The sequence below is a fragment of the Fibrobacter sp. UWR4 genome, from assembly GCF_003149045.1.
Lineage (GTDB): Bacteria > Fibrobacterota > Fibrobacteria > Fibrobacterales > Fibrobacteraceae > Fibrobacter.
The window spans coordinates 51,451-71,099 of record NZ_QGDU01000009.1; the positions used below are offsets into that span (position 1 = coordinate 51,451).

Here is a 19,649-nt window from a genome sequence, read left to right on the forward strand (position 1 = left end):
CTGTATACAGAAATAATCAAAAATTTGTGATCATATTGCCTGATAAAAAGTAACTTTACAATAAACCCAAGAAGATTTGGGAAAAAAGGATTGGATTTATGATCAACGTTAAGGGTAAATGGACCTTGATTACCGGCGGTTGCCGTGGTGTAGGCCGTCTTACTGCTATTGAAATGGCTAAACTGGGTGCAAATATCATCCTCCAGGGCCGTTGCAAGGCTAACGCAGACAAGGTCATTGAAGAATTGAAGCCCTATGGCGTAGAAGTCCGTGCCGTCGGTTGCAATCTTGAAAGTGCCGATGAAGTGGCTGCCGCCCTCGCTGAAATTGATTCCTGGGGTATCCAGGTTGACTTGGTTTACAATAACGCAGGTCTCATGAGTCATTATTTCCAGGACTACCTGACCAACACTATGGAAGATTTCCACCACGCAATGGCTGTGAACTTCTATGCTCCGGTCCAAATTGCCTACCATTTCCTGCCGGGTATGATTAAGCGTGGCTTTGGCCGTATGCAGTTGACCACCAGTGGCATCGCTAACGAGCCGGAACTCATGGGTTATGCTTGTGCAAAGGCCGCCCTCACCAAGTTTGTGAAGGATTTTGCCGTTAAGCTGAACGGAACTGATGTTATGATGAACCTCATGGATCCGGGTTGGTTGCGTACGGATTTGGGTGGTCCTGCTGCCCCCAACGCTCCTGAAACTGTTATCCCGGGCTCCATGGTGGGCGTTCTCCTTGATGACAAGAAGAGCGGTCGTTGGTTCAGTGCCCAGGAATTTACCGGCATGACTCTTGAAGACGCTTTGAAGAAGGGTGCAACCGTCGAATAAAACGGAGCATCTAATGGAGTGAAATCTCCCAAAGAATCCTCCTAACCCCCAAAAAGCTGGTGGTGGCTTCGGCTGCCACCAGTTTTTTTGAAGGTATTCCTGAACAAGTTTCAGGACCAGCTTTTCATGACGTCATCCTGAACAAGTCTCAGGATTTGCTTTTATTATATTTATCCCCATGAACAATAATTCCTCCCGCACAAAGCTCCGTGACGAAGTCTACACCCAGATGATGGTGGCCCAGGCTCGTCTTTCCAAAGATCAGAACACTCAGATGGGTGCAATCCTGGTTTCCCCCGAAGGCCGTGTCATCAGTACTGGTTACAACGGCGCTCCCGCCGGCTTTGACGACGAGACTGTTCCTTACACTCGCGAGAAACAGCTGTTGGCTTATGATCTTTTGGATGCAGACTCCGGTGAATTGCTGAGCCATCACGAGTTCGAGGCCAATAAGTACCCCTTCATGGTTCATGCAGAAATTAATGCCCTGCACTATGCCCGCGGTAAGGTTCCCGAAGGCTCCAAGCTCTACGTGATCGGTTTTCCTTGCGAACGCTGTGCTCTGGATGTAAGTCTTTCCGGCGTGTCCGAAGTTTTCGTGACCAAGGATGATTACGATCCCAAGTCTACCCTCAATAACAGTCGCGACACCGCCTACTATATGTTTGCTCAGGCACACATTGTAGTGACCCTCTGTGGTAAGCGTATTCGTCCCGTGGTAAGCAAGCCTAATGCGTAAGCTCACCGCCTATATTTCAAGTTTCCTGTTGGCTTTTGCCTGCGAGGTTTCTGCCCAGGAAGTTCCTGCCGAGGAGACTCCTGTTGCTGCGTCCCCAGTAGAAGAAGCTGCCGTGGAAGAGGCTCCTGTTGCAGAGCACGCTCCTGCAGAAAACGTAGAAGTCTCAACACCTGCAGAAATCACCGAGGTATCCGCCCCTGCGGAACAGAGGCCGGAGGTCAATCGCCTGGACACAGCCCTGGTGGTTCGTCTCCTGAACTCTGGTAAGAAACCTTACCCTCGCTATCTTCCTGCGGGTTTGTTCGTCAGGTCTAGCTACGGACCATCCAATGGCGTGGACTTTGGTATAGGCTTTATGTTTCCTCTTTCCAGGAGTTGGCCTGTATCCGTCGGCTTTGAACCGTTCCATCTCCAAATTGCCGCAGACAATTTTCAGGTGGTGTCCGATGAAACTATCTGGATTGCCGCTGCCGGCGCCATTATGGGCGGCCTTGGCCCAATTTTCAGAGGTCCCGATTTCCATAATGATTCCGTCAAGACTTCTGAAAAAACATCCATGGGTCCAGTAGGTTCCGTTCTGGCCGCTATTGCCTTGGTGCCTGTTTACGCACTTTGCGGTTCCCTGTACATTCCCGTGGTTCCCGGGTCCTGGCTGGGTATTTTGGATAGAAGTCGCCTGAACACTCAGATTATTTCCGAAGGATTCCACAAGCGTAGTTTTACCTATATGAACGACGTGGGATTGCGTCTTTCTCCTTTGGCAAGTTCTGATGGTGTTGTTCATGGCTTTGCGGATGGTGGAATCCGTTTCGAGAAGAACTTCGCCGCTGATATGAAGTACCACTATTTTGCTCAGCTAGGCATCTCTCTTTCATTCTTTTAATCCGTAAAATACAGGCGCTTGTATTTAGAGGCATTTAAAAAATAGGCAGATCCATCTGGACCTGCCTACTTTTTTGTTAGGAATATAACTTTTTTTTGCTAGGGTTATTTCAGGATCACTCGCTGGACTTGGTTGTCTGCGCGAACCATGAAGCTTCCCTTACGAGTCATGACAACATTTGCATGTCCGTTCATGAGTTTTCCTTTGGACAGGACTCGTCCCATCATATCCATGACAGCATAAGTCTTTGCACCCTGTGCAGTAATGGAGATAGAAGAACCTGCTGCTTGAATCTTCATGTTGGCAGTAGCAACGGGCTTAATGGTAATGGTCTCCGCATTGCCGCTTACACGGATGGATGTAATCTTTTTGAATTTGCCTTCAACTGCAGCAAACAGGGTGTAGCGACCTTCGGGGAGATCGAGTTTCTGGTTGTTAACCTGAGGGGCAGCCGGATTAGTGAGGTCTATGCCGCCATGGTTGATCTTGCCGTTTTCAAGAAGTTCGCTGTTGTCGGTATCTGCGATGCCGTTTGTTGAAAGGAAATACTGAATTGTATTCGGTACCGACTTGCAGGTAGAATTCTCTTCAACGCCTTTGATCAAATCCATACAGCCAAATTCTGCTTTATTGTAGCAAAGTTCATAGGAAGAAACGTTTGTAGCGTAATCTTTTGTAGCGCGAATCTGGAGGTAGGAGGGAAGGCTACGCATAAAGATGTTGGTACGGATGGCCAAGTTGGACATGGTGGTGCGGCGGTCACAGGTGAACATGTCCAGATTATAGCGATTTCCTTCAACCAGCTTTCCGCTAAGACCTTCAAATTTGCTCAGGTCCACAAAACCCGGTGCTGCCAGGTGGGTACCGCCCAAGTCGATAGCCAACTTATTGTCGATGAATACCCAAATATCATCATCGCCTAATACGGAGAATGTCTGCCCTGCTATATAGTCGAAGACTACGTGAGTTTCTGTACAGAAGTGTTGGTTGCGATTGCCGTACCAGCGAGGAACGCCTCCCTTATCGCTGGCAACCACTGTTTCAGAACTTGTCTTGTAGAATGTCCAGCCTTCCGGTGCCTCATCCTGGCATGCCCATCCTATAACACAGCTTGCCTTGGGATAAAGGGACTTGATTAGTGCTTCTGTATCGTCACCATCTGCAAAATGACCTTCACAGTCTGCACCGCCAGTCCAACCGGCTCCATTACAAACCAGATTGATTTTTGGAACACCTGTCGCTTCGTCAAGTTCTCTTAAATCCGGACCATAGAAGATGGGACCTTCGGCACTGCGTTTGATTCGGGCTGCAGCAAGAGGTGTCTGAAGGTTGGACTTGATCATTTCGTCGGTAGATTCTTCAACCGGGAAGAATCCGCCTGGAACGGTCGTCCCCTTGCTTTGGAATATGTCTGAATCAAACTTCCATTGGAAATTCTGAGTTCTGGTCAAAGGAATGTCGGAGCAGCTCGCTTCGTTTACACCTTCGGTAGGAGTGAACAGCTGGTTGAAGAACTTTTCATTGATGAAACAGGCTGCTCCCTTTGTGGTGAGTTTCGGCTTGCGCTTGAACTGGTTGACGGTCGTGTCCAATACACTTTCCACAATGCCTGTGGTAACACCGATACATCTGTTGACTGCCTTTTGGGCTACGTCTTGGTCTACGACGCCTTCAATGCCAAACTGACAGCTTTCCCCACCTGATCCGTAGCAGGAAAATGCGGGATGAAGCTTTGCATCGGTATCATAGACAACGGATTGCAGACTATATGTGCAAGAGCCTTCCACTCCTTCGGGGTATGTTGTATACCAACCGTCTTCACCGTCTATAAATTGTTCTTGATCCGCAACGAAGTATAGGGAGTCCGTATTGTATGCTTCAAAAAGAGTTGCCAAGGGAATGGGCGTTGCCGTGGCACCTGTTTCCCAGTTTCCGTTTAAGCCGATCATGTCTTCGCGATTGGAATCCCCTTTACGGAAAAAGACCACGTCGTCAGACAGCTTGTCAGCTTCAACATCTGCATAAAGCCAACCGCAATGTTTTTGATCTAACTTAAGTGCAGTACCGGTCTTGCCTCCGTCCAGACTGATTATGGGGGTGTCGGAAAGCCATGCGTCGAAATCTGGTGGAATAACGACGCTAATGTGCTTCGTTGCTGCGTTTGCACTGACTGCACCCGCAGAAATAACTGCTCCGCAAAGCAGAACCTTCATAGATGTGTTCATAATGTAACTCCTAAACCAAATAAATATGCGACTTGGGTAATCGATGCTTGTAATTTAATTAAACAATCGTGAAGCAAATTGTTTGATTTGAAAATTGCATAATTGTGTGATTATTGAGCGCAAAAAATGCCATATATGCCTAGGAAGTGAAATTTTGTGCACTATTTTTGTCCGTTGACACAAAATGTCAATGGGCTTATTCTATATTAGTGCACATGGTAGCAGTAAATAAAAACAAGAAAGAAATTGAATTCCTCTGTACGGAATGCGGTAATACAACTCCCAAGTGGGCAGGAAAGTGCCCATTCTGTGGAGCGTGGAGTAGTCTTAAGGAACACGTTGTAGAAAAGTTGGATGTGGCTGCAAGTCGCGGTGGGCGAGGGCTGGGTGGTCCGGTCCATAAGGTGGTGTCCCTCAAGGATGTTGCTACTGAAGATACGAAACGATTAAGTACTGCCAATACGGAATTCGACCGCGTGCTGGGCGGTGGCTTCGCTCCCGGAAGCCTTGTCCTCATTGGCGGCGATCCCGGTATTGGCAAGTCCACTCTGGTTCTTACAACTCTTGCCACCATGAATGCCGCGGGAGTCAGGGCTCTTTATGTCAGTGGCGAAGAAAGCGCCTGTCAGGTGAAACTTCGTAGCGAACGTCTGAACGTGGCTGGCTCCGACATGCTTCTGCTGTGCGAGACAAGTCTTGAAAAAATCATCCAGCAGGCCAATGACATCAAACCGCAGATCCTCGTAATCGATTCCATCCAGACGGTCTATAAAGACGACCTGAATGGAACGCCGGGTTCTGCAGCTCAGCTTCGTGAATGCACGTTAGACCTTATGGTATGGGCAAAAAACTCCGGTTGCATTACGGTTCTTATCGGCCATGTCACCAAGGATGGTCAGATCGCTGGCCCCCGCATTCTGGAACATATGGTGGATACCGTAGTCTATTTTGAAGGGGATCGTAACCATCAGTACCGTCTACTCCGTACCATCAAGAATCGTTTTGGCGCCACCGATGAAATCGGCGTATTCGAGATGACCAGCCATGGATTGTCTTCCGTTCCCAACCCCAGCAAGGTATTCCTGCAGGAGGGTGTACCGCCAACTCCAGGCAGTGTGGTTTGCTGCACCTTGGAAGGGTCCCGCGCTCTTCTATTTGAAACGCAGGCTCTCGTCAATCAGACTACCTTCGCGGTTCCACAGAGAGTGGCCGCTGGCATTGATGCCAAGCGCCTCACCATCATTCTCGCCCTTCTGGAAAAGTTTGGGGGTATTACCATCGGGGCTTCCGACGTATTTGCAAGCATCGCCGGCGGAATGAAGATAAACGATACTTCCTCGGACCTGGCCCTTGCGTTAGCTATTGCCAGCAATCATCTGGGAATACCTCTGTCCCGTCAGACGATTGCCATCGGGGAACTGGGTCTCTCTGGAGAAATCCGTAGTGTAAGCCTTCTGGATCAACGCCTTAAGGAGGCCCGCCGCCTAGGCATGACCGAAGCTATCGTTCCTGCTGGAGGTAATATTCCCACCGACTCCAGGAGCTCCTTGAAAGTCACCCGGGTGAAGACCTTGAGTGAAGCTATATCTTGGTTAAATGACAAACGTTAAAGTGAAAAAAAAGAAATGACGCTCGAAAGAGCGCCATTTCTTTTTAATCCGTTTGTTATCCAAAGAAAATTAATCTTCGTCGTCTTCAGCTTTCTTTTTCTTCTTCTTCTTCTTCGGCATAGCGTCGTCGGCTACCTTGGACTTGTTGCCGGAAACCTTGATGTCAGCAGCCTTTTCACCGCGCTTGGTGAAGCCATACTGACGAGGATCGAAGCCAGAGGGGAAGACGGTCTTGTTATCGTAGATCACCTTCTTGGCGGTGAACTTTTCGATCTTGGCGCCATCCAGGTTTGCACCGGAGAAGTCAACGTCGTTCATCTTGGTGTCGGCGTCGATCTTGATGCCCTGCATGTTGGCGTTGGTGAAGTTTACCATTTCGAGCTTAGCACCTGCGAAGCTGACGCCACCCATCTGAGCGAGGATGAAGTCGGAACGTTCGATGGTGGAGTTTGCGAAGTTTGCCTTGGTCAGGTCGGACTTATCGAAGATGTTCTTACGGACGAATGCGCCGTCGAACACAGCCTTCATAAGTTCAGCTTCCTTAAAGTCGTTCTTTTCGACGGTAGCATCATAGAAAGATGCCTTGTTCAGCTTGGACTTGCTGAATTCGCTCTTGGAGACGGAACCCTTATCGAATACCACGCCGCTCAGGTCCTGACCGGAGAACTTCATGTTCTTGACGGTGGACTGTGCGAACTTGGCCTTCTGGAGCTGGGTCTTGGAGAGGTCAACATCGTTAAAGGTGGTCAGAGAAAGGTCTGCTTCCTGGAGGTTGACGTTCTTGAATTCAGCGCCGCTGAATTCAGCCTGGGAAAGACCAGCCTTTGCGAAGTTAACGTCAATCAGGTCGACACCCTTGAACTTTGCTGCAATGAGGTTACATGCGGTAAAGTCGGTCTTCACGAGAGTTGCCTTGCGGAGGTCTGCACCAGCCATCAAGGAACGGGAGAAGTTGGTGTTAGTCAGGTTTGCCTTAGTGAGGTCGGCGCCGGTAAGGTCAACGTCCATGACGGAGGCCATGGAGAGGTCTGCCTTGCTAAAGTCGGTGTTTTCGTCCACCTTCATAGCGTCCAGACGGGCATTCTTCATGTTGGTCTTGGGGAACTGGCTACCAAGGAGGGTTGCACGATAAAGGTTTGCGCCTTCGAGGTCAGCGCCTTCGAAAGAAGAGTTACGGATGTCAGCACCGCTGATGACCACCTTCTGGAGGTTGGCGTCTTCGAAAGTAGCGCCGCTAATCACAGCATTCTGGAAGGATACTTCCGGAAGGGATGCCTTTGCAAACTTGGGACCTTCACCAGTTGCACGACGGAAGTCGGTGGTGTTCTTTACGGCCTTGGACTTGGAGAAGTCGAAACCGTCAATTTTCTTATTACTAAAAGAAACGTTCAGGTCCTTACCAACCCAGTCGGTCTGGGCGAAGGCATTCATTGCCAGGGCACTGACCAGGCAGAGGCCAAACTTAGATACTCTCTTCATATTCATATACAATTTTCCCTTTAAGGATAAAACCAAATAACGGATAGCCCTAAAATAACTAAAAAATTTGTAAAACTGCAACAGATTTAAAAAAAGTCTTCAAATAAAAGCTAACTTGTAGGTCGAAATGAGTCTTTTTGCGTCAAATCAGTACGATGTAGTGGTTTGTGGGGCCGGTCCTGCCGGTCTTATGGCTGCCTGTACCCTGGGAAGATTGACCGCCGGTGCCAGACGGATTTTGCTTTTGGACAGAAAAGAACCCTGGAAAGAGCCTATTTTCTGTGCTGAAGCAGTTTCTACCCGTCGATTGAAGGCCCTTTGGCCTATTGATCCTTCCTTTGTCCGTGGAAACCTCTCCGGAATCTATTTTACATCTCCCAAGCGCTATCGTGCGGAATTTTACAGCAAGGACTGCGGTCTTCAGCTGAACCGTTCCGCCCTGCACAAGAATATTGCAGAAGAATGCGTCAAGGCAGGGGTGGAATGTCATTTCGATACGGTGGCACAGAAACTTGAACGTGTAGAAGATGGCTGGAACCTGGTGGTTTCCAGACAGGGCGTGGAAGAAACCATCCGCTCTACCATTATAATAGACACTACCGGCCCGGGTGCAAAACTTACCCGTAACATCTCCTGCCTGGAAGGGATGGAAGATGGCTCTACGGATTTGGAACCTGCCATTTTTGCTGTAGCGGAGGGGATTCCCCACAGTCGAGAACATATTGAATTGTTCTTTGGTAGCGAATTCAAGGATGGCTACGGCTGGATCTTCCCCCGTGATGGCAAGGAAGTGAATATTGGTCTAGTTCTCGGTAAGAATGTAAGGAGCGATGTTTCCTTGCGTCAGAGGTTGTTGGACTTTATCAACCGTGATTACCCAGGTGCTACCGTAAAGGGTATTTACGGCGGAAAGATTGCCTGCGGTCAGTCCAATAAGGCCATTGCCAAGTGCGGACTTTTTAAGGCTGGGGATTCTGCCAGCTGCGTTAACCCTATTAGCCGTTCCGGTATTACGGAATCCCTGCTGTGTGGTAAAATTGTAGCCGAGGCGGCCAATGAATGGCTTAACGACTCCGGTGAAAATCGTTCCGTAATTGAAATGAATGCCACTAAGCGCTGGATGACGGAAATGGGAAATTCCCATATGCAGATTGCTCGCGGTAAGGATGGCTTTAATCGGATTACCGATGAACAGTTTGATAAGGCTGCGTTCCGTCTTTCCAAGATGCCTCGCGAGAAACAGACTATTTTCCGCATTTTCTTTAACGTACTTTGGGCAAGTCCCTCCTTGGTCTGGAAGATGCGTTCTTTCCTGCATTGGTAGTATAAAGGTTTGTTGATCATGTCTGAAGTTATTGAAAAACGTCTTGAGGAGGTTCGTGCCAAGTTTGCCGGATTTACGGACCCTGACGACAAGTGGAACTTTTTGATTGGTCTTGCCAAGGAACATAAGGGCATGGACCCTGCCCTCAAGAACGAAAAGTTCGTGGTGGTGGGCTGTGCTGCGACCATGTATCTCGTTCCTCAGTTTACCGGCAGTACCATTCATTTCGAGATGGATGTGGAAGGCGGTGCCACCAACCCGCTCATTAGCCGCGGTCTTGGCGCTCTTGCCTTGAGCATCTATAACGACATGCTTCCTTCCGACATTCTGTCGGTAGATCCTAAGTTTTTCCAGGACATCGGACTGAATGTGGGGCTTTCTCCCACTCGTTCCAATGGCTTTGCTAGCCTCCTGAAACAGATTTATCTATATGCACGCGTCTATGACGCAATTTCTAAAAAGTAAGGTGAAAAATGGCTTTTAGTTTCTTGAACGGAAAGAGTCCTTTTGACGAAGCAGAAGAACGTCTGGAAGCAGGCGAAACCATTAACGGCAGACCCAAGATGCCCAAGGCTCCCGTCATGGGCTGGACCGATGGCGTGTTCCTGGTTGTGATTATTGCTGCCGTCTTCGGTGGTTATCAGTACTACAAGTATGCAAAGAATAAGACTGCCGAAGTTTATGGTCAGTGCCAGGCTCTTTACGAAGCTTGCGCAACCGATGCTTCCAAGTATATCGAAATGGAAGAATGCTACAAGGCTACCATAGACCTGAGCTTCACCAGCGACTCCCTGGAAATTCTGGGCCAGAACCGCCTGGCGGAAGTGGACTCCATGCGTTTTGTCCAGCAGGGCTTCCTCAACGACGCCAAGTCTTATCTGGGTGATGGTGATACCGCTTCTGCCGTGAAGATGATTAAGGAATACAAGGGCGCCATGCTTCTGAATGGCGTTGGCGAAAAGGCTGAATGGGAAAAGATTGAATCCCTCGGCAAGTAGTATCTGCTTGTGTTTAACGAAAAAATCCTCGGTTTTTACCGAGGATTTTTTTTTGACGATTAAAGTTTTTCCAACTGGATATCCCGTTCACTTTCGTTCAAAATGTCGATACGGATGATGTGGGTGAGTCCGGGGTCGTTTCCTTCCAGGCGTTCCGGCCATTCAATCAGGCTTACCCCCTGGGAAAGATAATCCGGATCCAAACCTACTTCGTAAAGGTCCGCACCGCCTTCCAGTCGGTATAAGTCAAAATGGAAGATTGGCGGATTGTTGGGATATTCATGCAGGATGGTGTAAGTGGGGGAGCATACTGCCCCCTCAAATCCAAGACCCTTGCATACGCCTCGGCTTATTACGGTTTTCCCTGCGCCGAGATTTCCGAACAAGGCTACCTTATCGCCTGGCCTTAGAGTCTTTCCGAACTCCACGGCCCAGTTGTATGTATCTTCTTCGCTTGCGAATTTCATGAGGCTTACAGCTTATCCTTGAATTGTTCGTAGGTGAACTTATGGAGCAAGTGGAACTTGCCCTGTTCGTCGAACTTTCCGATGCTGGGATGGCGAACCCCGTTGAAGAAGGTGGTCTTCACCATGGTATAGTGGATCATATCTTCAAAGATGATCTTTTCGCCTACCTGCAGAGGATGATCGAAGGAGAAGTCTCCCAGCTGATCGCCTGCCAAACAGGAATTGCCGGTTAGTTTGTATGTATACTTCTTCTCGCCGGGCATGCCGGATCCCGTTACTGCAGGACGGTAAGGCATTTCCAGGCAGTCCGGCATGTGGTCGCTAATGGAAATGTTCAGGATGGCAATGTCCATCTCGTTATGGACGATATCTCCGACGGAGGCTACCAGTTCGCCGGTCTGCCAACCTACGGCTTCACCAGGTTCCATGATGACGGTCAGGTGGGGGTAACGCCCCATGAAGTCCTTCAGGATGCGAACCAGTTCGTCGCGATGGTAGTCCTTACGGGTGATGTGGTGGCCGCCACCGAAGTTTACCCACTTCATTTGGGGCAGGTACTTGCCGAAGTGCTGTTCAAAAGCCTTCAGGACGCCTTCCAGTGCGTCAGCGTCCTGTTCGCAAAGGGCGTGGAAATGAAGACCATCAATGCCGTCCAGGAGTTCAGGTTTGAATTCCGCTTCGGTCACTCCCAGTCGGCTGAACTTGCCGCAGGGATTGTACAAATCGGTTTCCACGGTGGAATACTGGGGATTTACGCGGATGCCTGCGCTTACACCAGCCTTCAAAGTCTTGTCCTTGAAGCGCAGCCACTGGCTAAAGCTGTTGAAGGTGATGTGGCCTGCGTAGCCTAGAATTTCATCAATTTCATCATCTTCGTATACGGGTGCGAAGACGTGGACTTCCTTGCCCATTTCTTCCTTGGCAAGCCTTGCTTCGTTCAGGGAACTTGCTGTTGCTCCTGCCAGGTACTGACCTACCAGGGGGAATGAACGCCAGAAACTGTAACCCTTCAGGGCACAGATGATTTTTACGCCGGTTTTCTTCTGAATTTCGTCCAAAGTCTCCATATTTTTACGAAGACGGGACTCATCTAGCACGTAGCAGGGGGAAGGAACTTGAGAATAGTCTAACATATGCCCAAAGATAGCCTTTTTTTACCATTTTTCTGCTGCTTTTTTGAATTCCATTAACTAGATTTAGAGTGATGAGTTTCTCTTCTTATAAGCATATTGTTTTGACAGCTTTGTCTTTAGCGTTCTTCCAGGTGGCTATGGCCCAGCCGGCTAGCCAGGGAGTGCAAGTTAATTCTCAGGTCGTCGCTACACCTCGTGGCGCAACCGCAACCCTCGATGAAATGATTCAGGCAAAGCTTGACTCCATTAATCGCGCCACTCCCGCGACTGGCACTCGTAATTCTGACAGCTTGGCTCAGGCTAAGGCTGACAGCATTCGTAAGCTGATCCAGGAAGGCAAGTACGTCCAGCGTGCCAAGTACGACAAGAAGAACTTCGACCACTGGAACGTGGACACCACTCTTCAGAAGGCCATGAAGGAAAAGATCGTTGGCGTATGGCGCACTCCGATTATCGCCCATGGTCATGCGTTCCGCGATGCTGAACTCCGCTTCACTCCGAACGACACTCTGGTTGGCGTTACCCGCACTTACTCCGACTCTGGTCGTTACCAGATGACCGGTGAATACACCTTCAAGGCTCGCTACCGTTTCGACTCTGATCAGTCTCTGGTTAGCCGCGAAGTATTCCCGGATCGTAAGGTTGTCCGTTGGGACTTCATTTCCTTCGACCTGGTGGGTGATTCTCTGGTTTACAACCTGAACAAACTGGAATTCCGCGACCTGAACGATAACTGGCTCAATGCCCTCCAGGGATTCGACAACATTCCTCCTGAAGTTTATCGCAACGATCCGAAGGCTTCCGCGGAAATGAAGAAGTCCTACGAAGCTTGGGAAAAGAGAAAGAATAAGTAAGGCTTAAATCCCTTTATGAAATTAAGAACCGGAGTAGGCTTCCTTGTATTAGCCGCGCTCGCGGTTCTTTTTTCGTATCTGACCTTGACCACTGGTTCGGTGGAAATTTCCTGGTCGAATCTGTTTTCTGCCGATAAAACCGACATGGCCGGTCGGATCTTTTGGGAGATTCGTTTCCCTCGACTGATGGCGGCGGTCCTGTCTGGAATCAGTCTTGCTGTTGCGGGACTTTCCCTTCAAACTCTGTTCCGCAATCCTCTTGCTGGCCCCTTTGTCTTGGGTATTAGCAGCGGAGCTAGCCTGGGTGTAGCCCTGTCCTTGTTGGCGGGTTTTAGCTTTGGTCATTTGGGTGTACTAAGCTCCGCCGCTGTAGGGGCTTTCGGGGTTACGGCTATTGTGATGGCAGTGTCTTCCCGCTTTAACAATTCTACCATCCTTCTTGTCGTCGGTCTCTTGATTGGCTATTTCATTGACGCTCTAGTAAGTCTGCTTATTGTCCACAGTGATGCGGAATCCCTGCGAGTCTATGTAAGCTGGGGCATGGGTAGCTTTGGTCGCCTGACATCCGGCGGCATCGGATTTTTTGTTTCCGTTACGGTAGCTGGACTTCTACTGGTCGTCTGTGCGATGCGGTACCTGAATGCGGTTCGCCTGGGGGATGATTTCGCTCGCGGCCTTGGCGTGAATGTGCGCCTGGGACGGACGCTTGTTTTGCTTGGAACATCTGTGCTGGCGGCTTCTGCGACAGCATTCTGTGGACCTGTTGCCTTCGTTGGAATTGCGGTTCCCCATCTTGCCTATATGCTTTTCAGAACCAGTAATCATCGTGTGCTTTTGCCCGGCTCCGCATTGTGCGGTGCGGTACTTTGCCTTGCTGCATCCCTGTTCCAGACATTGCCGCTAAATGCAGTTCTTAGCCTGGTGGGAGTGCCTGTGGTGCTGTGGGTGATTGTCCGTGGTGGGAGGAGCCGCTCATGAGCATTCTACTGAAATGCGAACAGCTTGGCTTTGGCTATGGGAATAAAGCTTTTGCCAGAGATTTTTCTTTTGATTTGAATGCCAATGAAGTTGTTGCCCTGATGGGGGAGAATGGCTGCGGTAAAAGTACCTTGCTGAAAACTTTGGTTGGACAAATACCTCCGGTGAAAGGAACAGTTTCCTTGCTGCCAAATGATTCTGCAGGTGCGTTAGTTTGTCTGAAAAGCATTTCTACCCGCGAATTGGCCAGGCGCATGGCTCTTGTTCGTATGAGTGGGTTTGTTCCTGATCGCATGACGGTTCGTGAGTTTGTTGGTTTGGGACGTTCACCTTATGCAGGGCTTTTTGATGGTCGCTCCAAGGAGGATGAGACGGCCATTGACGATGCTATGGACTTACTGGAATTGGACGGCTTTGAAGACCGCATGGTAGCAAGTCTCAGTGACGGCGAACGGAGCCGCGTGTACCTGGCGGAAGCAGTCGCCCAGCAGGTAAAGATTTTGCTGTTGGATGAGCCTAATGCATTCCTGGATATTCCTCGCAGTCATAAGCTGTTTAATCTCCTGAAAAAACTTGCGGCGGAAAAGGACATGGGAATCATTGTATCCACACATTCCGTAGAATATGCAGAAAGATATTGTGATCGCATCATGGTCATTGGTGATGGAAATGTTGGCGTAGCCAAGGCTTGTGATGCTCGCCCGAATGGTTTGCTGGATTGGACTGAATGAAAAAGATCCTTTTTTTATTGAGTGTATTTTTATTACTGGCGGTTCTTTCCTGTGCGTCGTCAAAAAATCATGCGCCCGTAATTATTGATTCGTCAAATGGACAACGTCATTTCCTCTGGAAAGTGTCGGATGACAATTCTCATGTGTGGCTACTGGGTAGCATTCATTTTGCAGATTCCTCTTTTTATCCGCTGGATTCCGTCATTGAAAGTGCGTTCACCTGGGCGGAAGAACTGGGTGTAGAAATTGATGTCAGCGATGATTCCGTCACCGCGGAAATCGGGAAAATGTCCATGGAGCAGGGGATGCTTCCTAAGGGCGTTACGTTGAATCAGGTTTTGCCTCGTCAAATCTGGAATTCCCTGGATAGTCTTTGCTCCGCATGGAATTATCCGGTGTCCATACTCTTGCGTTATCGTCCTTGGTTTGCCGCAATGATGTTAAGTTCCGTTGGGATTATGCGCACGGGAATCAATCCTGAATATGGAATTGACAACGTGCTGATGGGTCGGGCTGTTGAAGAAGGCAAGGTCATCGTAGGATTGGAAACGGTGGAGGAGCAGGTGGATGCCTTGTCCGGTTCCGAGAATTCGGACTCCGCCGGCATTTATTACATGAAGAATACGCTGCGCGAAATTGGGGGTCTGGATTCCATGGTTGCAGGCATCATGACTTCCTGGAAAACGGGAAATGATTCGCTGATGCAGATCCTTCTGGATGTGGAAACGGGTGAGTGTCGTCCGGAGGATGATTGCGAAAGAGACGCCAAGTTAAAGAATGAAATCGAAACTCGCCTCTATGATAATCGCAATGCCAAGATGGTTGAAAATATTGAAGGATTCCTGGCGGAAGACCGCAAAATTTTTGTGGTAGTGGGTACTGCCCACTTGGCTCTTGAAAGAAATAATGTGATAGACCTTCTTTTAAAGAAAGGCTACAGGGTTGAACGCTTTTAGCGTTTGATTTAGGAAAGGTCCTTTACGTCAATATCCAGGCGACGGAGCCTGTTGTAAAGGGCTGTACGGAGAAGACCTAGCTGATTGGCGGTTGCACTTACGGAACCTTTATTCTGTGCAATACGTCTTTTTAAGAATTCCCGTTCCTGGTCCAGTTGGGATTCGCGGAATTCATCGTATGTCATGGTGGCGTGAAGCGGTGGAAGTGTCGTCATGTCATTGGCAACCAGCATGCTATCGCCAGGAATTTCGGTGTCGAAGTTAATGTCTTCTGGCTGGATAATAGTTGCGTTTGCAAAACATAGGGTGCGCTGGATCAGGTTCTCCAACTCACGAATATTGCCTGGCCAATTGTGTTTCTGCAATTTTTGGAGGGCTTCTGCAGAAAGGGTGCGGTTATCTCCAGGGTTCTGATACTGACTGATGAAATATCTAGCTAAGTCGGCAATGTCTTCGGGACGATCCCTAAGGGGAGAGATGGATAGGGGAATTACGTTTAGACGGTAGTAGAGGTCTTCACGGAATTTCTTTTCGGCGACGGCTTGCTTTAAATTGCGGTTCGTTGCCGCAATAATGCGTACGTTGATATGTCTTGTCTTGTTGGCGCCAACGGGACGGATCTCTCGGTTCTGTAGGACGCGCAGCAGTTTTACTTGGGTATGCAGGGGCATGTCGCCGATTTCATCCAGGAAGATGGCTCCGCCATCAGCTTCTTCAAAAAGACCGATTCGGTCCGTCTGGGCGCCTGTAAATGCTCCACGGACATGTCCGAATAATTCACTTTCAAAAAGATTTTCGGGAATGGCGCTGCAGTTGACTGTAACAAACTTGTCGTACATGCAGGCTACGGCTCGAGCAATCAGTTCCTTGCCGACTCCAGTTTCTCCTTGGACGAGAACGGGGCTGGTATGGATCATTGCTCGGAGAATGCTCTTTCGCAAGTTTTCCATGGGGACGCTGTTTCCCACCAGGTGGGACATACGATCTCGGAAGGTTTCCCTAGCGTAAATGACTCGTTTCAAGTCAGAAAGTTTGCTCATGAGATGAACGCGAAGGGAAGGCACGTTCATACAGATGTCCGCTAATCCGTTTATGGATGTTCCGTAAATAGCCAGATCTTCCGCATATGCGAAAATCATGGAATCAGGAGCGTTGGTGCGGATAAAGGACAGGCTTTTTTCGTTTTCACCGGAAAAAGAGTCCAAATCCCAGAGGATGATGGATGCGAGTGGTCGCTGTTTCAGAATGTTTGGAACCTGCGACGTTGCAGAATGGACTCTTACATCGTAATTCACGGAGGAAAGCACATCCTGAATGAAGGAGGATGTTTGCGTTTCCTGGGTGAAAAAATCGATGAGCATCCTTGAGCTTATCCTGACAAATTACTTGCCCAATTCCTTGGATCGTTCAGTGCCTGCAACCACAGCCTTGATGACGGTGCTACGGAAAGCGCCTGCTTCAAGGGCGTCGATGCCTGCGATGGTGGTACCTGCAGGAGAGCAGACCATGGCGCACAAGTCGCTTGGGCTCTTGCCGGACTGCTTCACCAGTTCAACGCTACCTTCAATGGTGCCGAGGGCCAGCTTCAGGGCTACATCGCGGGTGAGGCCCGCCTTCACGCCGCCGCGGGTCAGAGCTTCAATGAATTCAAATACGTAGGCGGGAGCGCTGCCGGAAAGACCGGTGACAGCGTCCATAAGGCTTTCGGCCACGCGGCAGGTAACGCCGATGTTGCCGAAGATCTTTTCTGCAGTAGCGAGGGTGGTTTCGGTAACACCGTCGGTGGCGAGGCCTACAGAACCCTTGCCCACAGTAAGGGGGAGGTTGGGCATGACGCGGAGAACCTGGTTCTTTTCGCCGAGTACATCGGTAAGTGCCTTGCGGGTAACGCCTGCCATAATGCTGATGAATGTCTTGGAAGTCTTGATGGACTTAACGGCGGTCTTCCATTCGGCGGAAACCAACTTGAAAATCTGGGGCTTGACGCAAAGGAAGGTAACGTCAGCCTTCTTGACACCTTCGGCAAAGTTCTTCACGCGGACGCAGCCCAGAGCAGTGACTTCGGCTGCAGCCTTGTCGCTGGGGTCGAAGAAGAAAATGGACTTGGGGTCATTTCCGGCCTGAAGAAGACCGCGGAGAATTGCACCGCCCATGTTGCCGGTGCCAGCGAAGAAAATTTTTTCGGACATTTTAAAGCCTTTGATTAATGAACATGAAAAAAATAAAAAAAGAATGGACAAACAAAGATTGCCCATTCTTTCTTGATGTCTGTTTAACGCCGGTTATCGAACGCTGTCCTTTGCCTTGCGGAGAAAATCAAGCAGTTCATCATTGGTCTTGTACTGCTTCATCCACTTGATCATCTTATCCATGACGCCGTTTTCGGTATCGTTCTGCATACCCTGACGAACGCTCCAGATAATATCCTGTTCGCGAAGGCTGAGCAAACGATCTTCCTTACGGGTGCCGGACTTGAAGATATCGATGGCGGGCCAGGTGCGCTTTTCTGCCAGACGGCGATCAAGCACCAGTTCCATATTACCAGTTCCCTTGAATTCTTCGAAGATTACTTCGTCCATACGGCTGCCGGTTTCAATCAATGCGGTTCCGATAATGGTGAGGGAGCCGTTCTTCTGAATGATGTCTCGGACGGGTTCTCCAAAGATGGTCTGGACAATCTGACCGTTGGAATCCTTCTGGAAATCGCCTAGTTTGTCTGCAATCTTACGGGCAGCACCAAAGAACTTCTTGGGGAATTGCATTGCCATGGCGTCCACACCGCCAGAAAGGATCTTGCCGGAGTGGGGAATCACCACGTTGTTGGCGCGGGCGAAACGGGTAATGGAATCCAAAAGAACCACCACGTCCTTCTGCTGTTCCACAAGGCGCTTTGCCTTTTCCAGGACCATGGTGGCCACGCGGGCGTGATGGTCAGGAGGTTCATCGAAGGTGGAGGCTACCACTTCTGCCTTCAGGGCGGGATTCTTTTCTACAAGCTTCCCTACGATTTCGCGCATTTCCGTCACTTCTTCCGGACGTTCGTCAATGAGCAACACCATGATGATGATTTCAGGATGGTTCACTGCGATGGCGCGGGTCATGTTCTGGAGAAGAATGGTCTTACCGGTACGGGGAGGAGCCAGAATAATGGAACGCTGGCCCTTACCGATGGGGCTGAACAAATCCATGACGCGGGTGGTCAGTTCTTCCTGATCGTGTTCCAGGCGAATCTTTTCGTTGGGATGGATCGGGGTCAAGTATTCGAAAGCCACGCGGCGCTTGATCTTTTCGGGATCGTCAAAATTTACCTTGTCTACACGGCGCAGCGCGTAGAACTTGTCGCCTTCGCGGGGCGGGCGGGCGAGACCTGCAACGGTGTCGCCAACCTTGAGGCCGAAACGGCGGATCAGATTCTGGCTCACGTAAACGTCGTCCGGACCCTGCTGGTAGTTAAATTCCGTATTGCGGAGGAAGCCGTGACCCTGGGGGGTAACTTCCAGAAGGCCTTCGGCGTAAACGATATTGTTTTCGTTTTCGAGACTCTGGAGCAGAAGACCTAGGGACTGCTTGCGGTAACGGCGGAAGTCCAGGTTTTCCTTCTGGCTAGCCAGTTCCTGCAGGTCGCTCATGGTCATCTTGCGGTACTTGGCCCAGCAATCGCGAGCCTTGCACCAGGCTTCGGAATCAGGTTCCGGCAGCGGTACGGCGTCTTCCTGTTCTTCCTGCTGCTGGCGGTTGTTGTTGCGGTTGTTCTTGTCGAACTTGTTGAACTTGTTTTTCTTGTCCCATTTGTTGAAACGGCCACCCTGCTGAAAACGCTGCTGATTGTTTTCGTCGCCTTCGGTGTTTTCGCCATTAGCTTCTGCGGGAACGACTTCTTCAGAAGGATTCTTTTCGAAAGGCTGATCTATTGTTGCGCTATCTGCATTAGATTGCTCTCCAGAAGCGACTGCCTGAACTTCCGCAGGTTTTTCTGCAACTTCCTCTGCAACATCCATAGGGCTGTCTGCCTTGTTTTTATCTGCAGCGTGCTTCCTGGATTTTTTCTCTTCAACTTTCTTTTCGGCCTTGGGCTTTGCGGGGCGTTTGGCAGGCTTTGCCTGAGCTTGCGGTTCAGTAGAAACGTCGATATTTGCTGCAAGTTCTGCGGGAACTTCTATTCCGGTAGATTCCTGATCGGCCAAATGGGTCGTCTTTGTTTTTTTAGTGGTCGCCACGAGGTGTCCTGTAGTGATATAGTGAGATATTTAAATTTTTTGTGTATTAAAACAGGTAAATCCCATGGAATATGGAGAATTTAGCTGAATTTTTGATGTTAATCTGATTATTAACGATATAGTAAAAGAGAATTGCTCCAAACGAGCGCAGGAATAAGATAGTTAAAAAATACGTAATTGTCACGATTTGCTGGTGTTTTTGAAAAAAATAAGGTAAAAAAA

The 19,649-nt window shown here is 49.4% G+C and carries 18 protein-coding genes; 11 read left to right on the top strand and 7 right to left on the bottom strand.

The window, feature by feature from the left end; genetic code table 11:
• Positions 1–98 precede the first annotated feature (98 nt).
• The 3 genes from BGX12_RS05175 to BGX12_RS05185 all read left to right on the top strand — a co-directional run bounded on the left by BGX12_RS05175 (position 99) and on the right by BGX12_RS05185 (position 2,455).
• The gene (locus tag BGX12_RS05175; RefSeq protein ID WP_109735021.1) at positions 99–833 is read left to right on the top strand and encodes an SDR family oxidoreductase; all 735 of its coding nucleotides are present in this window, start codon (positions 99–101) and stop codon (positions 831–833) included.
• Between the two features lie 178 nt (positions 834–1,011).
• A complete protein-coding gene (locus BGX12_RS05180) occupies positions 1,012–1,572 on the top strand; it encodes a CMP deaminase (RefSeq protein WP_109735022.1) in 561 nt (186 codons plus the stop codon).
• Entirely contained in the window at positions 1,565–2,455 is an 891-nt protein-coding gene (locus BGX12_RS05185; protein ID WP_109735023.1) for a hypothetical protein, read from the top strand. Before BGX12_RS05180 ends, BGX12_RS05185 begins: the two co-directional genes overlap by 8 nt.
• A 104-nt stretch (positions 2,456–2,559) precedes the next feature.
• Here BGX12_RS05185 and BGX12_RS05190 read toward each other — a convergent pair whose 3' ends face one another.
• Positions 2,560–4,680, bottom strand: a complete 2,121-nt coding sequence (locus BGX12_RS05190) for a fibro-slime domain-containing protein (RefSeq protein ID WP_199220732.1) — start codon at positions 4,678–4,680, stop codon at positions 2,560–2,562.
• 215 nt (positions 4,681–4,895) lie between these two features.
• Between BGX12_RS05190 and radA the strand changes: the two genes are divergently transcribed.
• Complete coding sequence (radA, locus tag BGX12_RS05195; protein WP_109735024.1) at positions 4,896–6,290, top strand: DNA repair protein RadA; 1,395 nt, start codon at positions 4,896–4,898, stop codon at positions 6,288–6,290.
• A gap of 69 nt (positions 6,291–6,359) precedes the next feature.
• Here radA and BGX12_RS05200 read toward each other — a convergent pair whose 3' ends face one another.
• Entirely contained in the window at positions 6,360–7,769 is a 1,410-nt protein-coding gene (locus BGX12_RS05200) for a pentapeptide repeat-containing protein (RefSeq protein ID WP_233246267.1), read from the bottom strand.
• A gap of 127 nt (positions 7,770–7,896) precedes the next feature.
• Between BGX12_RS05200 and BGX12_RS05205 the strand changes: the two genes are divergently transcribed.
• From BGX12_RS05205 to BGX12_RS05215, 3 genes are read left to right on the top strand one after another with little or no spacing between them, the layout of a single operon-like run.
• Complete coding sequence (locus tag BGX12_RS05205; protein ID WP_109735026.1) at positions 7,897–9,093, top strand: NAD(P)/FAD-dependent oxidoreductase; 1,197 nt, start codon at positions 7,897–7,899, stop codon at positions 9,091–9,093.
• A gap of 18 nt (positions 9,094–9,111) precedes the next feature.
• Positions 9,112–9,558 carry a SufE family protein gene (locus BGX12_RS05210; protein WP_109735027.1) on the top strand — a complete coding sequence of 149 codons (447 nt, stop codon included), beginning with the start codon at positions 9,112–9,114 and terminating at the stop codon, positions 9,556–9,558.
• An 8-nt stretch (positions 9,559–9,566) separates the two neighbouring features.
• On the top strand, positions 9,567–10,091 hold the full coding sequence (locus BGX12_RS05215) for a hypothetical protein (protein ID WP_109735028.1): 525 nt from the start codon (positions 9,567–9,569) through the stop codon (positions 10,089–10,091).
• A gap of 59 nt (positions 10,092–10,150) precedes the next feature.
• On the opposite strand, the gene tsaE is transcribed toward BGX12_RS05215, so the two are convergent.
• Together tsaE and nspC are read right to left on the bottom strand one after the other, a co-directional pair.
• Positions 10,151–10,558 carry a tRNA (adenosine(37)-N6)-threonylcarbamoyltransferase complex ATPase subunit type 1 TsaE gene (gene tsaE, locus BGX12_RS05220; RefSeq protein ID WP_109735029.1) on the bottom strand — a complete coding sequence of 136 codons (408 nt, stop codon included), beginning with the start codon at positions 10,556–10,558 and terminating at the stop codon, positions 10,151–10,153.
• A 5-nt stretch (positions 10,559–10,563) separates the two neighbouring features.
• A complete protein-coding gene (nspC, locus tag BGX12_RS05225; protein ID WP_109735030.1) occupies positions 10,564–11,691 on the bottom strand; it encodes a carboxynorspermidine decarboxylase in 1,128 nt (375 codons plus the stop codon).
• A gap of 71 nt (positions 11,692–11,762) precedes the next feature.
• Between nspC and BGX12_RS05230 the strand changes: the two genes are divergently transcribed.
• The 4 genes from BGX12_RS05230 to BGX12_RS05245 are packed head-to-tail and all read left to right on the top strand — an operon-like array spanning position 11,763 to position 15,210.
• Positions 11,763–12,545, top strand: coding sequence for a hypothetical protein (locus tag BGX12_RS05230; protein ID WP_109735031.1), 783 nt, complete (start codon positions 11,763–11,765; stop codon positions 12,543–12,545).
• Positions 12,546–12,560: 15 nt separating this feature from the next.
• Entirely contained in the window at positions 12,561–13,523 is a 963-nt protein-coding gene (locus tag BGX12_RS05235; protein WP_109735032.1) for an iron ABC transporter permease, read from the top strand.
• On the top strand, positions 13,520–14,254 hold the full coding sequence (locus tag BGX12_RS05240) for an ABC transporter ATP-binding protein (protein WP_109735033.1): 735 nt from the start codon (positions 13,520–13,522) through the stop codon (positions 14,252–14,254). The genes BGX12_RS05235 and BGX12_RS05240 overlap by 4 nt, the downstream gene beginning before the upstream one ends.
• Positions 14,251–15,210, top strand: a complete 960-nt coding sequence (locus BGX12_RS05245) for a TraB/GumN family protein (protein ID WP_109735034.1) — start codon at positions 14,251–14,253, stop codon at positions 15,208–15,210. The genes BGX12_RS05240 and BGX12_RS05245 overlap by 4 nt, the downstream gene beginning before the upstream one ends.
• Positions 15,211–15,218: 8 nt before the next feature.
• Here the strand turns inward: BGX12_RS05245 and BGX12_RS05250 are convergent, their stop codons facing one another.
• The 3 genes from BGX12_RS05250 to rho all read right to left on the bottom strand — a co-directional run bounded on the left by BGX12_RS05250 (position 15,219) and on the right by rho (position 19,394).
• Complete coding sequence (locus BGX12_RS05250) at positions 15,219–16,571, bottom strand: sigma-54-dependent Fis family transcriptional regulator (RefSeq protein ID WP_109735035.1); 1,353 nt, start codon at positions 16,569–16,571, stop codon at positions 15,219–15,221.
• A gap of 21 nt (positions 16,572–16,592) precedes the next feature.
• On the bottom strand, positions 16,593–17,399 hold the full coding sequence (proC, locus tag BGX12_RS05255) for a pyrroline-5-carboxylate reductase (protein WP_109735036.1): 807 nt from the start codon (positions 17,397–17,399) through the stop codon (positions 16,593–16,595).
• A 93-nt stretch (positions 17,400–17,492) separates the two neighbouring features.
• On the bottom strand, positions 17,493–19,394 hold the full coding sequence (gene rho, locus BGX12_RS05260; RefSeq protein ID WP_370245439.1) for a transcription termination factor Rho: 1,902 nt from the start codon (positions 19,392–19,394) through the stop codon (positions 17,493–17,495).
• Positions 19,395–19,649: the final 255 nt, after the last annotated feature.